Origin of the sequence: Arthrobacter sp. UYEF3 (assembly GCF_040546245.1) — a bacterium.
GTDB lineage: Bacteria > Actinomycetota > Actinomycetes > Actinomycetales > Micrococcaceae > Arthrobacter.
The window spans coordinates 17,380-31,790 of record NZ_JBEPNK010000011.1 but is presented as its reverse complement, the minus strand read 5'-3'; the positions used below and the strand labels follow the sequence as shown (position 1 = coordinate 31,790).

14 protein-coding genes and 2 pseudogenes are annotated in these 14,411 nt (G+C 63.1%); 12 read left to right on the top strand and 4 right to left on the bottom strand.

The window, feature by feature from the left end; all coding sequences use genetic code 11:
- Positions 1 to 85 precede the first annotated feature (85 nt).
- Positions 86 to 673, top strand: coding sequence for a CGNR zinc finger domain-containing protein (locus ABIB14_RS09725; RefSeq protein WP_354235675.1), 588 nt, complete (start codon positions 86 to 88; stop codon positions 671 to 673).
- Positions 674 to 1,361: 688 nt separating this feature from the next.
- Positions 1,362 to 2,408, top strand: a pseudogene (locus ABIB14_RS09720) (IS110 family RNA-guided transposase); the annotation flags it as partial.
- 87 nt (positions 2,409 to 2,495) lie between these two features.
- Here ABIB14_RS09720 and ABIB14_RS09715 read toward each other — a convergent pair.
- Positions 2,496 to 2,777, bottom strand: coding sequence for a winged helix-turn-helix transcriptional regulator (locus tag ABIB14_RS09715; RefSeq protein WP_354235674.1), 282 nt, complete (start codon positions 2,775 to 2,777; stop codon positions 2,496 to 2,498).
- Positions 2,774 to 3,169 (bottom strand): VOC family protein, encoded by a 396-nt coding sequence (locus ABIB14_RS09710; RefSeq protein ID WP_354235673.1) that lies wholly within the window; start codon positions 3,167 to 3,169, stop codon positions 2,774 to 2,776. The genes ABIB14_RS09715 and ABIB14_RS09710 overlap by 4 nt, the downstream gene beginning before the upstream one ends.
- 565 nt (positions 3,170 to 3,734) lie before the next feature.
- On the opposite strand from ABIB14_RS09710, the gene ABIB14_RS09705 reads away from it, so the two are divergent.
- The 7 genes and pseudogenes from ABIB14_RS09705 (at position 3,735) to ABIB14_RS09675 (ending at position 8,153) form a co-directional block, all read left to right on the top strand.
- Entirely contained in the window at positions 3,735 to 3,929 is a 195-nt protein-coding gene (locus ABIB14_RS09705; protein ID WP_354235672.1) for a YjzC family protein, read from the top strand.
- A complete protein-coding gene (locus ABIB14_RS09700; protein WP_354235671.1) occupies positions 3,926 to 4,789 on the top strand; it encodes a DUF4393 domain-containing protein in 864 nt (287 codons plus the stop codon). The genes ABIB14_RS09705 and ABIB14_RS09700 overlap by 4 nt, the downstream gene beginning before the upstream one ends.
- A gap of 472 nt (positions 4,790 to 5,261) precedes the next feature.
- A pseudogene (locus ABIB14_RS09695) lies at positions 5,262 to 5,396 on the top strand (DNA-processing protein DprA); the annotation flags it as partial.
- A 641-nt stretch (positions 5,397 to 6,037) separates the two neighbouring features.
- Complete coding sequence (locus tag ABIB14_RS09690) at positions 6,038 to 7,063, top strand: DUF4192 domain-containing protein (RefSeq protein ID WP_354235670.1); 1,026 nt, start codon at positions 6,038 to 6,040, stop codon at positions 7,061 to 7,063.
- 184 nt (positions 7,064 to 7,247) lie between these two features.
- A complete protein-coding gene (locus ABIB14_RS09685; protein WP_354235669.1) occupies positions 7,248 to 7,397 on the top strand; it encodes a hypothetical protein in 150 nt (49 codons plus the stop codon).
- Between the two features lie 245 nt (positions 7,398 to 7,642).
- On the top strand, positions 7,643 to 7,900 hold the full coding sequence (locus ABIB14_RS09680) for a transposase family protein (protein WP_354235668.1): 258 nt from the start codon (positions 7,643 to 7,645) through the stop codon (positions 7,898 to 7,900).
- A gap of 109 nt (positions 7,901 to 8,009) precedes the next feature.
- Positions 8,010 to 8,153: a hypothetical protein gene (locus ABIB14_RS09675; RefSeq protein ID WP_354235667.1), complete on the top strand. Its 144-nt coding sequence runs from the start codon at positions 8,010 to 8,012 to the stop codon at positions 8,151 to 8,153.
- 918 nt (positions 8,154 to 9,071) lie between these two features.
- Here ABIB14_RS09675 and ABIB14_RS09670 read toward each other — a convergent pair.
- Positions 9,072 to 10,382 carry an amidohydrolase gene (locus tag ABIB14_RS09670; protein WP_354235666.1) on the bottom strand — a complete coding sequence of 437 codons (1,311 nt, stop codon included), beginning with the start codon at positions 10,380 to 10,382 and terminating at the stop codon, positions 9,072 to 9,074.
- A 207-nt stretch (positions 10,383 to 10,589) separates the two neighbouring features.
- A complete protein-coding gene (locus ABIB14_RS09665; protein WP_354235665.1) occupies positions 10,590 to 11,660 on the bottom strand; it encodes a LacI family DNA-binding transcriptional regulator in 1,071 nt (356 codons plus the stop codon).
- A 47-nt stretch (positions 11,661 to 11,707) separates the two neighbouring features.
- Here ABIB14_RS09665 and ABIB14_RS09660 point away from each other — a divergent pair, with 47 nt between their 5' ends.
- From ABIB14_RS09660 to ABIB14_RS09650, 3 genes are read left to right on the top strand one after another with little or no spacing between them, the layout of a single operon-like run.
- Positions 11,708 to 12,529: an ABC transporter permease gene (locus ABIB14_RS09660; RefSeq protein ID WP_354235664.1), complete on the top strand. Its 822-nt coding sequence runs from the start codon at positions 11,708 to 11,710 to the stop codon at positions 12,527 to 12,529.
- A complete protein-coding gene (locus ABIB14_RS09655) occupies positions 12,526 to 13,368 on the top strand; it encodes an ABC transporter permease (protein WP_354235663.1) in 843 nt (280 codons plus the stop codon). Before ABIB14_RS09660 ends, ABIB14_RS09655 begins: the two co-directional genes overlap by 4 nt.
- Positions 13,365 to 14,381 carry an ABC transporter ATP-binding protein gene (locus ABIB14_RS09650; protein WP_354235662.1) on the top strand — a complete coding sequence of 339 codons (1,017 nt, stop codon included), beginning with the start codon at positions 13,365 to 13,367 and terminating at the stop codon, positions 14,379 to 14,381. Before ABIB14_RS09655 ends, ABIB14_RS09650 begins: the two co-directional genes overlap by 4 nt.
- The last annotated feature ends 30 nt before the right edge of the window (positions 14,382 to 14,411 follow it).

Sequence of the window (14,411 nt, the reverse complement as noted above, 5' to 3'; positions counted from 1 at the left end):
ACTCCTCATGGAAACATGTGCTTTTTGCCGTGATTGGAGCGTATCAGTTACCTCACGGTTAAATGAAACTGATACCATGAGAACCATGTTGGACACACTGCTAACTGCCGCACCAGGTGCCGAGGAGCATCCCTGCCTCGCGCTGGTCAACAGCGCGAGCGAACTGCCCGCAGGCAAACGCTACGACGAATTGAGCAGCCCTGAGGCTGCGGCGGCGTGGCTACTAGCACGCGATCTCATTGCACGGGAGTCCGTGCTGCACGAACACTGCCGGGGCAGGCTCGCAGCGCTCCGCGCAGATCTTCGCGACCTCTTGACCGCGCACACCACCGGAGACCTCCCCACAATAGAGGCAGTGCAGGCTGTTAACCGTGCGCTGACCCGCGCCCCCGGCGCGCTGCTGTTAAGGTTCGACCCGACGGTGGGCTTCACCCGTAGCGCCGACCATCCCGTGACACAGGTCGTCGAGCACGTCATGGCAGTCATCGCCGAAGATGCCGCCTCACTACTGAGCGGCGACCAGGCATCACTTCTAGCGTCCTGCGAAGCGGACTCGTGCCAGCGATTCTTCCTCCGCACCCACGCGCGACGGCAATGGTGCTCAACCCGTTGCGGCGACCGAGTCCGCGCGGCACGCGCCTACTCACGCAAACGTGAGGTACACAGCGTGTGAATCCATATGCACGCCGCGGTAGTCATCATGTCGTGGGGCATGAGCCGGACACACTGGAGCACCCCAAACAAGCGCACCGCGGAGGGCAAGAGCAAACGGGACACGATACGCTGCCTCAAACGCTACGCAGCTCGGGAGAACTACCGCCAGATCATCAACCCCCAGCCAGCCCCCAACAACACTGACCTGCGCCCAATGGCACCAAACTCGGCGTCACCATCACCACCTCGCAGCCCGTGGACTTGGTCCGTGGCCCTCCAAGATTTCCCTCCTGGAACGAGGACTCCTCCGCGATGACACACGCCCTTCCGCCAATGGTTGACCGAGCGAGCAGCTAAACCAGGAGGGTCAACACCAAATCGGGATTTGACGACTATAGGAGCATCAACTGTGAGTCTTGCAGTGGCTGGTCTGGGACTAGCTGGCAGTGTTGATGCCGGTCGTTCTGCCTGGCGCGTGACTCGAAAAAACAATTGCCCCCTTGAGGGTGCATTTCCCCCGACTTGTCCGCGCTGGGTGGAGCGGCCGGCGTTGACCTGTCCCACGACGGTGGCTTGATTAGAAGCTTGCCCAGCCCCTTTGGGGTTGTGGCTCATCACAGTATTGCCTCGAAGTGACTCCTCCCAGGTCCAGTGCCGGTCGTGATGCGACCAGTCTTGCCCGTTCGAAGGGAAGGAGGGTGGCCGCGTTGACTATCGTTGCGCAGACCCGCCCATTCGTCATCGGCGTGGACTGCCACGCCCGCACCCACACCAACGCCATCATCGAGGCCAGCACCACGCGACAGATTGCGTGCGAGCAGTTCCCGACCAGCTCGGCAGGGATTTCCCGCGCACTTGCCTGGGTAGGCCGACGGGCAGACGGCGATATGGCCTTTCTATGGGCCGTTGAGGGTATCGGCTCTTACGGGGCACGTCTGGCCAGGGCTGTAACCGACGCCGGCTATGACGTCGCCGAAGCACCACGAATGAACGCCCGCGGGCGCCGAGGAATCGGCAAATCCGACCCGCTGGACGCCGCCGCCATCGGAACCGCAGTCCTGGCCATAGAGGAGTCCCAGCTTCGAGCCCCGCGCCGGGATGAAGGAACCCGTGCCGGACTCAGAATCCTGAGCGCAGCCCGGGATCAGTTGACCCGGGACCGAACAATGAACATCGATGCACTCATCGCCCTCCTCCGGTCACATGATCTGGGAATCGACGCTCGTAAACCTCTGGTTCCAGCCCAGATCGCCACGATTACCAGATGGCGGGAACGACAGGAGCAGATCGAACTATCGATCGCGCGCGGGGAAGCAGTTCGGTTGGCGCGCCGCGTTCTCGAAGTGACCACCCAGCTGGCTGCGAACCACAAGCGCATGACAGAGCTGATCCAGCAAAGCCCCGCGGCGCCGCTGTTGGAGATGGTCGGCGCCGGGGCTGTCACAGTCGATGCTGTCCTGACAGCCTGGTCGCATCCAGGAAGGGTTCGCAGCGAAGCCGCCTTCGCCTCACTGGCAGGGGTGAGTCCCTTGCCAGCCTCAAGCGGTAACACTGTCCGTCACCGGCTCAACAGGGGCGGTGATAGACGCCTCAACCGAGCCTTGCACACCATCACCATGACCCGGATGGTCCATGACCCCGGAACGCGGGACTACGTCACCAAACGCACCCAAGAAGGCCGCAGCTACCGCGAAATCCGCAGATCCCTCAAGCGCTACATCGCCCGAACCCTCTACCGCCAACTCAACTCCCTTTACGCCTCTACGGATCCAGCCCGCCCACGTGTTGCAGGGGCAGAGCCCAGCCAACTCGTCGCAGCATATCGCGATAGCGCGCCACGCCTAGGCCTCATCGCTGCCCCAGCGTGCTAGCGCGATGATCGCCTCGCGCAAGGCGAGCCCGCGATCGGTCAGCGCATAGGCCCGGGCGTTGTGCCGGAAGGGGAGACGGGACAGTACCCCCGCCGCTTCGAGCTCGCGCAGGCGGTTCGCGAGCATGTTAGTCGGCACTCCAAGGTCGCGCTGCAGATCGCCGTAGCGCTGTGGCCCGTCGAGCAGCCGCTCCACGATGAGCAGGGCCCACCGTGCTCCAACGATGTCGAGGGCCGCGGCGAGGTTGCTCACGCGGTCGGATCGGTGTCCGGTTTCATCCAAAACGGCGAGTAGTGGTAGCCGTCGGGGTCGTCGAATTGGCGCTGGTACATGAAGGGGTAATCGTCGGTGTCACCGATCCGCCCGCCAGCGGCGCGGGCGCGTTCGGTGATCTCGTCGACCGCCTCTCGGCTGCCGAGGTCGAATGAAACCGTGACCTTCGAGGGGGTGTCGGGTCCGCCGACCAGCTCCTCGGCGCCGCCGACGCTCGCGTACATTTCGCGGCTGCCGAGCATGACGTACTGCTCGGGCGCGATCGCGAAGCATGACACGTTGTGATCGGACATCTTGGCGTTGAGGGTCCAGCCGAGGGCGGTATAGAAGGCGGTCGCGCTCTCGACCGGGCAGGTGATGAAAAGGCTCATGCGGCTCATACTTGCAAAATGCAAGTATGACGTCAAGATCTCGGCCGCACTGTCCGTTTCGAGGCCGCCCGCACTTGGTGCGATTTCATGCTGGACACTCTGCGCGATCCGGCGGCCCCTGGCGGCCAAACATACACCGCCCAGGGCTAGAGGCGTAACGGTAACTGCAAAGAAGCCCGGCGCCCTGCGACACGCCAAGGGATTCACGACACGCCCCGCGACTTTTCGTGGCTAAGTACTCCACAGGCTGTGGATAGTGGGTCGATTAGCTGCGCAATTCCGGCTATTTCGGGTGCCGCCGCCTAGGACTACGTGTGCACTAAATGACAACCTTGTAATACATCATCTTGGGGTCCTCGTCGGGCTCTTGCACTACATGTAGTATCTGGTATGTCCAATCGACATAGAAAAAACCTCAGGGCACAAGCGCTGAGTTACGCAGGTACCGACTGAGGCATTTTTCTCTGGCAAGAGGATACGAGTCTACAACGCGAGCGGCGGAGCGAAGCAAGTGGCCTCGCCGCCCGTCCAGTTGGTGCCACCTTATAAGCAAGGAGGCTCAAAAGTGGCTAATTTGAAACCGGGGCGGGACGCCCCGTTGTCCGGCCAGTACGAGATCGTCGGCCCGCGAGGCGGACGCACTGGCGACGAACGAACTGCGATACGGGGACGCACGCTGCCCCCCACGCCGAAGTCGGGACAGGGCTACGTGCCGGTGGATCCGACCCGCAACGGCGCAGGAAGGGACAACAAGCGGTGACGGGCGGGGAAGTTGCGGTCGCCGCACTGGTCGGAGAAGTCGTCAAGCATGCAGGTGAGCAGATGGCGGAAGATAAAAAGTCTGTGAACGAGGAACTGCTGTCGGCAGCGAAGGATTCGCCCTACATGGCGGATGGGGCATCGAACTACGCAAAGCGCATAGCGATCAAGCAAGCCATCCTCACAAAGATGTACTTGCCCATTGCCCGGCTTTTCGGGGTGGCCAATCAGTACTTCGAGGATGATTTTGGCCGGGACATGGCCGAGAAGCTGAAAGACGTTCCCGACGAACACGTTGTCTCGCCCAAGCCATCAGTGGCGGCCCCCGCCATGCAGCAATTGGGCTTCAGCCTAGACGAACCTGATCTGAAAGAGATGTATCTTTCCTTGTTGGCGACCGCCTCGGATGATCGCAAGAAAGATACTGCCCACCCGTCGTTTGTCGAGGTAATCAAGCAACTGAGTTCTGCCGAACTTGGCCTATTGAACGACATCTTGAATGGGGGGATTCCTTCGCCAATCTCAACCATAAAGCGAGTGACCGAGGGGCAGGAAGGAGCGGTCCTGCTGCAGAAACACATTCTGCCCCTCGTCAATGTCAGCACACAGGAGCCGGTCGAGAACTCTCAGCTTGGCACCTTCATCGACAACTGGATTCGCCTGGGGCTCGTAGAGGTCAACTATGGCGACTACCTCACCCGCGAAGGCGCCTACGACTGGATGGCTGGACGGCCCGAAGTTGCACGACACCAGAGCGCGTTCGGTCCGCACGGCGGTCACACTATCGACTTCGACAAAGGGTTTATCAGGCCCACGGATTTCGGAGAATCTTTCGCCAAGGCAGTTGGCATCAAGGCCTAAAGTCTGCGAAAAGGCCTCCAGGTGGTTGCGTTCTGCGCCAGGTGAATGAAGAGGCCACGGTTCACGCGAGGAACGATGCGCGGACTATTGGGTCGGGCGGCCGTCGATAGCGACGCCGCCCGACCCAGAATCCAGCCAGGATATCTGGAACTACTAATTGTCAGCGGAACGAGCGGGTGAGCGCCTAGGACGTCCGTCCCCGCCGAACGGGCGACGACGTCGGCCCGTTGGACCGCCGGGACCGCGCCCAGGATCGCTCGGAACGCTACCTTCACCAGGGCGCGCTCCGCGCCGTGCTCGGCGTGATCGTCCGCCCAGGTGATAGCCAGGGCAAGGGCATCAGCGGGCGTAGCCGGGACCGGTGCCAAGGCCAGCGGCGGTAGATCGCCGCTACGGTCGCGCGGCGTTATGGTCCGGCCAGCGGGCCGCCGTGCCGCCAGCGCGCCACGCCTCACTTTGAGTACCTGGCGCGGGCCGCCTCACGGCCGCGCTGATCCCCGACAGCATCCACAGCGCCAACTCCGCAGGATGTCACCGGCTCCTGAAAGAAGGCGCGTCGGTGCTGGTGTCCGATACGGCCGAACTGGCCGAACTCCTCGCAGACTAGTCCCTTCAGGTGGCCGTCCCGTTGCCGGGGCGGTCACCGCGGGCGGTCCGCCGTCGTGGCCGGCTTGCGCGGTGGGTCGGCAGCGGCGGACCGCCATTCGCAAACTCGGTGCCGGCGACCGGGGGCGCGCGGCCGCCGAAGTCTGATCGAAGGTTCGCAGGGCTCATCAGGAAAGGGCGTCCGCTGGCGCGGCCGGCTGTTAAGTCCAGGGCGCACCGTCGCAGAGCTCCGGACCCCCTGGCCCTGTTCTGTCTACGACGTTTTAGCTGCTGTCCTGACGGATTGTACGTGTCCGCTCCGGCCCGTCTAGCCCCTCCTTCGTCGGAGCCTGCGGTCCGGGAATTTCCCTGCGGCGCTCCTTCGTCGCTGATTTCCTCCGGGAATTTCCCGCCCCTTGCCCTTAAGGGGTAGACAGGCCTCCGTCGGCCACAGCTCCGCAAGCTTCGCCAGCAGCCAAAACAACGGGGGAGAAGGGGAGCTGGCCGGTCACCATGAGCCGCCCCGCCACCGGCAAAACAATTGGTCCGCGCCCGCACCCGTTTCCACCGCTTGACAGACATAGAAGCGTCGGGGGAGTGGGGACGCTGGCCGGTCACCTGAGCCGCCCCGGCCGCCGGATCCTCAGCAAAGGACTTTGAACCATGAATGACGCAATCCGTATTTCCAGCCCCGCCGATATCCTCGGCTTCATCCCGCACGCGCTCGGGTTCGTCCCGCGTGAGTCCTTCGTGTTCCTGACCCTGCGGGAGAACGCTCTCGGCGCCACGCTCCGCGTCGACGCCCCCACGGTCGGGGCCCCGACCGGATTCGCCGCATCCATGGTGGACTACCTCGCGGTCGACACGCAGGCCACCGCGGTGCTGCTGGCCGTCTACACCGCCGAAGCCCCGGCCGCCGGGGCACCGCGGCCGTTCCACGACCACGTAGAAGCCGTGATTGACGCGCTCGAGGGCGCGGGAACCCCGCTGAAAGATGCGTGGCTGGTCACCCCGGACCACTGGCAGAACCTGCTGTGCGACAACGACGCCGGATGCTGCCCGCCCGAACCACTGGAATCCATCACCGACGGGCACCTGAACGCGGAAATGGTCTTCCGGGGCAGCAGTTACCAAGACCAGCCCGGCACCACCTACCCGCCGTTCACCGGCCGGGCGGACACCGCGGAGCGCATCCGTCAGGCGCTGCCCGGAGTGCTCGCCGGAGAGCTGCACACCGGGCGGGAACTATGGGCCGAGGCCCTGACCCGGGGCGGCCGGACAGACCCGAAGACGACGGTAGAGCTGCTGGCATGCTTCCAACGCCCGGACCTGCGCGACGTGCTGTTCTGCAACGTGATCGATCCGGACCGGCCCGACGCCGAGGGAAGCGGGGACCTGCTGACGGGTACGGGCATCACCCCGGACTGGGACCGGGTAGACCGGGCGCAGGAAACGGCCCGGGCCCTGATCGGCGCCGCGCCCGAAGGCTACCGTGCGCCCCTGCTGACCCTGATCGGTTGGCTGGCGTACCTCAAAGGCCAGTCCTCAGTGGCCGCGGATCACTTCACCGCCGCCGTTACCGACACACCCGGCTACCGGCTCGCTGAACTCATGGAACAGCTGGTGAACCGGGGCACCATCGCCCCAGTCGCGCAGGACCAGAACACCGCCCACAAGCGGAACCGCTAAACCACGCAGGGGCCGGACCGGCAACGGTTCCGGCCCCCCGGGTGCGGCGGCGGCCTCCCCCGCTGGCGCTCCTCCGGCCGCCGGTCAACGCTGCCGCGGGCGCAGCACCACACCAGGGGCGAGAACCTTCCGCCGGGCTACAGTCAGAGGACAACGGACACCACTCACGCCAGGGAGCAGCACCATGAGCCAGGACTTCATCCTCACGGACGACGACGACGCACCCGCCGGCGCTACCCACACCCAGGACGTGCTGGAACTGTCCCTGCTCACCATGGGACGCGGGAGTTCCGTCGTGGACATGTCCTGGGAAAAATCCCCGCTGAACCAATAACTCCCGCAGCGACCACGCTGCAACACAAGTTTCCTTTTTGCTGAGGGAAAACCGAGGCCGACCCCTACGGGGGCCGGCCTCACCCCGTTAAGCACGGCTCTTTAAGGTTTCCGGGGAAATAGGTTCGTGTTGTAGCTAGCGGAGGACTCGTGGTCCTGCTGGGGTGAGTCTTACTACGCATCCAACCTGAACAGGAACCACGAGGCTTGTTAGAGCCTACTGGGGCTGGCCATGATGCTGCCAGCATGATCTTCAACCTGCCCGATTACCGGCACCGGCACCGTCGCGCTCCGGGCGGCGCACGCCACGTCACGGTGGAGTCCACTTTCCCGCCGGGCTGTCCGAGCTGTGGGGTCATCGCTTCGCGGGTGAAGGAACGCCGGTGCCAGCGGCTGCCGGACATCCCGGTTGCCGGCGCGGTGGTGCTCCTCTGGGACAAGCGGCGCTGGTTCTGTGACGAATACTTGTGTGAGCGGAAATCGTTCTGTGAGGCGACGCCGTAGGTCCCGAGCCGGGCACGGTCGACACGGCGGTTGCGTGAGACCGAACTGGATGCGGTCATCGACTCAGGCCGGGCCGTGTCCGAGACCGCCATGGCGTCGGGATCTCGTGGTGCTGGTCCAGCAGGCCATTGGCGACGCCGCTCTCCGTCTGCCCGGTGTGGATCCGCTGATAATCCCACTGGCAGCCTTCAGCCCGCATGGCAGGTCAAGGCAACTCCGCACCCTGCTGAACATCGAGCACCGCGGCCAGTGACCCGCCGGGATCATGGTCCGGTGAACATTACCGGTACTCCTTCCACCACGTGGCCCCCACGCGATGGAAGGAGTACTTCAGGTGGGGCTCAACCACACCAACACCGGCGCTGACCAGCGCAAAACGTGGGCCCGGACCCCGGCGCCAACCCGCACCATACATGGACCCCTCAAGAACGAATACTCATCCGGTGCCTTGGCCCGATCCGGCAAGGATCCCGAGCTTGCAGCGGATGGTCTTCACTACCGGGGCGCGAACCAGGCCCAGGACCCTGCCCCGGGGCAGCCTAATCGATCCGGGGGGCCCTTCGGCGCGCGCTTCCCCGGCCAGGGCCCGAACCGCGTACTCGCTGAGCATGATTTCCAGATCGTATAACCCTTGGGGCAGGACCCCGAAAATCTTCTTCGCACAGGAGTGCAGACCCCTGCTCTGAAGTGCCGGGAAAGCCAGCAACAATCCGGCCAGGGGCACCCGAGCGGCCGGGGCCAAGACCGGGGCGGCGCAATCGAGCCGCCCTGCCCGGGCGGTTGTTCCGTCCCGCCCTTGCCGGTGCGGGCCGTCAGGGCCCTGCTGAAGCGGGAGGCCGACATCCCACGGCAGCACCGATGCTCCGTAAGGACTGGACGGCCTTACGGCGCCGGTGGATCTCGGCCGTGACCGTTTCCGTCAGGATCTTTGAGCCCTTTGGGCCCGGGCTTGTCTCCGGCGAGCCCGGTCACTCCGGCTTCGCCGAACTGCCTGCGCCACCGCCATAGAGGGTTCAACACCGATCGCGGCGGAAATATCGTTCATAGTGCCGGACTTCTGGTCCGCCAGCTGCGCTGCCGTGAGCCGGCGCATCGCGGTGTCACCGGCGCCCCAGGCGTCCGGAAGACGACCCTTCCGGTTTCCTGTCGGGTGGCTTGCGTGGCCTTGTTCCTATCTGCGCACCAAGCGTTCGAGGACGTCCGCGGCAATTGGGAGGCAGGACTCGTCGATGTCGAATTCCGGGTGGTGGTGCGGCAACGTATTTCCTCCACCGACCAGGACGAAGGCCGCCCGACCGCCATTTTGCTGCACTTTCTGACCCCAGAGGGAGAAGTCGTCACTGGAAGTGAGTAGGTGCCGACTCCGTCTGTCCTGGACGCCGAGAGCTTGGGCGGCTGCTACGACTTCATCCACGATCTCATCATCCGGGCAGAACGATGTGGCGGATCCGACAACAAAAACGGTGGCCGAGACCTCATGCATCTCGGCAGCGGATTCAACAATTCGCCTCGTCCGTCGTACCAGTTCGTCGTTGACATCCCCGTCGTCGGCCCGGACTTCCATGCTCATTTCCGCACTGCCGGCTATCACATTGGCAGCATCACCGGCGGTCAGTCTGCCGACGTTGATCCTTGTTTCGTGCCCGGCAAAGCGGGATATTGCATGAAGGTTGAGCGTGGCTGTGGCGGCCGCCAGCAAGGCATTTCGTCCATGGGAGGGCGCCGATCCGGCGTGAGCGGACAGGCCTTCAAAACGGATCCTCAACTTGGTTGTGGCAAGCAGGCCATAGGCGCTGCCTGCCACCGATCCCGCAGGCATCGAGTTGCCAAGATGCAGGCCGACGAACCTGTCGATGCCCAATCCCACTCCGGCCGCGATCATCCCAGCCGCTCCACGGCATCCCTCTTCGGCGGGCTGAAATACGATCTTGACGCTGCCGGCGAAATTCCCGTCAGATAACCGCGTCGCCAGCGCCACCCCGACGGCGACGTGGCCGTCATGTGCGCACGCATGCATGTTGCCGTTCACACTCGCGAAACCTTGTTCAAAGGGCCGGTGTCCTGGATCCTGACTTTCTCGAATTGGTAGAGCATCCATGTCGAATCGAAATGCCCAAGCGGGACCGGGACGGTTGCCGTCGATTTCGGCGACGAGGGCTGTTCCGGCCTCGGCGATTCGGGCGGCCTCGCCGGGGTCGATTCCTGCAGCGACTGCAGCATCGACAGCTGCATCGAGCTGGCCCTTGGACGGGTAGTCCGGGACTGACGTGGCGCTCAAGACCCTTTCACCCATGGAGATCCGGCATGGGAGTCGTTCAAGATAACCCAGGATCAAGGCTGCAGTCCGAATTTCAACGAAGGCAGGTTCCGGGTGCCGGTGGATAGATCGCCTGAGACTAATGATCTCCTGTGCACTCTGACATGTTGCGGGCGGCGCGGTCTCGGTTCTGCCGGCCGTTTCACTTACGGTGGCGTCGGTCATTGTTAGCGGCCATTGCATAAAAGCCTCCAGGCGAGTGAAATGTGTGGTCGGTGATGGGGCCCGCCAGATGCGGGTCATAACGCTTTCCCGGGCAGCCAGCGGCCCCCTGGCTGCAGATACGTTGGCTGGCGCCGGGGAAACGGTGGACGTCTCCGGATACCTGGTGCAGGAAGAACGGAGACACCATCGAACGTAGTGTTTGTTGCCTTAGGGAGGCGCGGCGCTAGCAGGGACATTTATCGCTCCATTGGATGCCCAGCGAATTGGAACCGGTACCCGGCGACGGAGTGGGGACGTGTCCTGACCGTTTCTCAGCATCTTGACCAATGTCGCCATCGCCGATTCGCCGACGGCATCGCCGTCTACCTGCAAGGCTGTTATGTCGAGCCCGGCCAGGGGACCAACAGCTAAATCATCGGCACTTGCCATCGTGATGGCGCCGCGGCTGCTTGGGTCAAGCCGCTGAAGTTCGAAGTAGAGACCTAGTGCGATTTCACTGGCGTAAGCGACTACGGCTTTAGTTTCGGAATCGGCGATTTCCCGGGCAATGCTCGCTCCCGAGGCGAACGCCGGCGGAAGTGGTCCGATGACGCTCACTGCGCATCCTTCTCCTGCGGCAGTCTGGATGGCTTTGAGCCGGCGCTGGTCCATCCAGGAGCCTTCCGGCCCGCCGACATAAGTCAGCCGGCGGTGACCCGCTGCCATGAGTCCTGAGACAAGTTCTCCCAGGGATCTGGGGGTGTCAGCTATGACGGACGGGATTCCCTCCACCTGCCGATCGATGGTCACGAGCGGCTTGCGTTGCGCGAGTTGTTTCAGGAAGGCCCCGGGAGCCCGTGGAGACGCCAGGACAAAGCCGTCCACTTGCTCGGCCAGCCACATGAGGCGGCTTTGATCGGCCTCAGTATCCCCGGCCAGGACGGTGATCGTTGCGTGGAGGTCGCCCTCTTCTGCCGCGCGCTGCGCCCCCTTAATAATGGGCGTGAAGAACGTATTTTCCAAGGTTGGGACGACGATGGAGACAATCCCTGTGGACCCCTTAGCCAGTGCTCTGGCCGCCCGGTTTACAGAGAACCCGAGTGCTGAGGCTGCTGCAATGACCCGGTCGCGCGTCTCGGGTGCGAGCAGTTGCGGTTGATTCAAAGCACGGGACGCAGTTGCTTTGGAGACTCCCGCCTTGGCTGCGACATCTGCCAACGTAATCATTTTGCCGGGACCTCCCTCGTAGAGCGTTTGTGATGTATCGTACAGATAATTCAGATGAAACCGGTTGTACACACGGTTTCATCGTACTGATTTTGCTACCGGATGTGGAGACTTTTCGGATGCTTTCCAAGAAATCGACGCTATTCCTGTTAGCGCCAGGACTGATTTTCATCGTTGCGGGGTTTTGCCTGCCTGCGCTGACAATGCTTCTGGCGCCGCCGGGCGTCACTACGGGGCAGGTTTTTGACAGGATGCTGCGACTTCTTCAGGATCCTTATGACTTGGCCATCATCGGGCGCACGGTGGGACTGGGTTTGCTCGTCACGGCGCTATCCTTGCTGCTCGGCTTCCCCATAGCTCTTCTGCTGGCCCGCTCGACGTCGCGCTGGTCCGGCCTACTGCTGGCACTGGCGATCTTCCCGCTGTTGCTAAGCAACGTCGTGCGTACTTATGGCTGGCTCGTGCTGCTAGGCCAGAACGGCGTGATCGGCCAGATCTTCTCGTCCTTCGGGCTGCCTGCACCGCAACTGCTGTACACCGAGACCGCGATCATACTGGGCTTGCTCCAGTTGTTCTTGCCCCTGGCGGTCATCTCCTGCTATTCGGCCGTCGCCCAGGTTGATGCCGGCCTCGATGAAGCCGCGCAGGGTCTGGGTGCTTCGCGCACGCGCGTCCTGTGGACCGTGACCCTCCCGCTCTCCCTCCCCGGAGTGGTCGTCGCCGCGACGCTCGTCTTCGCCGGGTCCATCACGGCATACACCACGCCCTACCTTCTTGGCGGCAGTACCCATCGAACGCTGGCCACGCAGCTGTTCAACTACGCCACCGTCAGCATCGACTGGGCCGCCGCTTCCGCCGTCGCGATAGTCATGACCGTGCTGGTGTTCCTGGTGTCGGCCGTGTCGAGTGCCATCGGTTCTCGAAAGGGGAGCATCTCATGAGCACCCGGACAATCATCTCGATTCTGCCCACAATGAAGGGAAACCCTAACCGCGGTCCTATCATGACGTCACTGGCTGTTCTTGGCTACATCGTCATGATCGTGCCGATCATGTTCGTCGTTGTAGCCGCCTTTTCCGGCGGCGACAGCCTGAAATTTCCCCCCGAAAGCTTCTCTCTGAAGTGGTTTGGCGCAGCCGCTTCCTACAAGCCCTTCATGACGGCGCTTCTCTCCAGCGCAGAACTAGCCGTCCTGGCCACGCTCTTGTCACTGTTGATCGGTGTCCCGGCAGCGATCGGGCTACAGAGGGGAAGATTCCCCGGCAAATCGTGGATCCAGGGCCTTTTCCTCTCCCCGCTGGTCATTCCTGAACTTGTCGTTGGCCTGGCCTTATACCAGCAACTGATAGCCGGCCTCGGTGTCTCGACCTTCCTCACCCTGTTACTGGGGCATACCGCGCTGCTGATCCCCTACGCAGTCCGCGTTACCGGAGCCTCGCTGGCTCTGGCCGATCCTTTTGTAGAGGAAGCCGCCCGCGGCCTGGGCGCAGGACCGGCCAAGGTCTTCATTTCGGTGACCTTGCCGTTGCTGAGGCCGGGGATCGTCTCGGCTGCGCTGCTCAGTTTTGTCACCTCCTTCAACAATGTGCCGCTCTCCCTGCTGCTGCAGGGGCGCACCTTCAACACTTTGCCCGTCTCCATGCTGGACTACGTGCAGAAATCCTACGACCCGATGATCGCCGCTATGTCAACGCTCATTCTGGCCGTAACCATCGTCTTTGCACTGGTAGCCGAACGCACCGTCGGTTTCGCCAAAATCTTCGGAGGTATCAACAAATGAACACTGCAGCCCAACTTCGCGGCGTCAGCCAGATCTTTGGCGATTTCACCGCAGTAGACGGCATCAATCTAGACATCCAAGCAGGCAAGCTGACCACCCTGCTGGGTCCCAGCGGCTGCGGCAAGACCACCACCCTGCGCATGATCGCCGGCTACTCGCGGCCGACGGCAGGAACCATCGAGATCGCCGGCAAGGATGCCACCAAGCTCCCCCCGGAAAAGCGGAACCTCGGCATGGTCTTCCAAAGCTACGCACTCTTCCCGCACATGACAGTCGGCGACAACGTCGGCTACGGCCTGAAGCTGCGCAAGGTGCCCACACAGGAGCGCAAGCAGCGCGTCACCGAGGCCTTGGAGATGGTGGGCCTTGGCCACCTCGCTGACCGTAAGCCAAAGGCACTGTCAGGCGGCCAGCAGCAGCGTGTTGCTCTGGCGCGCGCTATCGCCATTCGACCGGACATCCTGCTCCTCGACGAGCCCCTCTCCAACCTGGATGCCCGCCTACGCATCCAGATGCGCGCCGAGATCCGCCGCATCCAACAGGAGACGGGCCTCACGGTGGTGCTGGTGACACACGACCAGGAAGAGGCATTGGAAATGAGCGACATCATGGTGCTCATGCGCGCCGGCAGGATCATGCAGAAGGGCTCGCCGTTGGAAGTTTTCCAACACCCCGCCAACCGTTTTGTGGCGGAGTTCATGGGATACGAGAACTTCTTTTCCACGACCGCACACGACCACGCCACTGTGCGTCCCGAAAACCTTAAGCTCCTGCCGCGTGGACAGAACCTCAACAGTGGCGCTGACAACTTTCCTGCCGTCATCACCCAGGTGGCATACCGCGGCGTCGACCTCATGGTACGGGCAACCGGCACCGACTCCTCCGGCAAAGACGTGAACCTGCTGGCCGCCATCAGAGGGGACTCTGCGGCACAGCCCGGACTCCGACTCCAGCCTGGTGAGCAGATCACAGCCGGAATCCGGGCCGTTGATCTTGTGCCGCTGGCCGGCTGACGATAATCCTCCTGACAAACTCCCGTACAT

Bases quoted from the DNA above. Each gene is read 5' to 3' on its own strand.
- ABIB14_RS09725 (WP_354235675.1), top strand. From the start codon at position 86: ATGTTGGACACACTGCTAACTGCCGCACCAGGTGCCGAGGAGCATCCC.
- ABIB14_RS09710 (WP_354235673.1), bottom strand. From the start codon at position 3,169: ATGAGCCTTTTCATCACCTGCCCGGTCGAGAGCGCGACCGCCTTCTAT.
- ABIB14_RS09690 (WP_354235670.1), top strand. From the start codon at position 6,038: ATGAATGACGCAATCCGTATTTCCAGCCCCGCCGATATCCTCGGCTTC.
- ABIB14_RS09685 (WP_354235669.1), top strand. From the start codon at position 7,248: ATGAGCCAGGACTTCATCCTCACGGACGACGACGACGCACCCGCCGGC.
- ABIB14_RS09680 (WP_354235668.1), top strand. From the start codon at position 7,643: ATGATCTTCAACCTGCCCGATTACCGGCACCGGCACCGTCGCGCTCCG.
- ABIB14_RS09670 (WP_354235666.1), bottom strand. From the start codon at position 10,382: ATGACCGACGCCACCGTAAGTGAAACGGCCGGCAGAACCGAGACCGCG.
- ABIB14_RS09660 (WP_354235664.1), top strand. From the start codon at position 11,708: ATGCTTTCCAAGAAATCGACGCTATTCCTGTTAGCGCCAGGACTGATT.
- ABIB14_RS09655 (WP_354235663.1), top strand. From the start codon at position 12,526: ATGAGCACCCGGACAATCATCTCGATTCTGCCCACAATGAAGGGAAAC.
- ABIB14_RS09650 (WP_354235662.1), top strand. From the start codon at position 13,365: ATGAACACTGCAGCCCAACTTCGCGGCGTCAGCCAGATCTTTGGCGAT.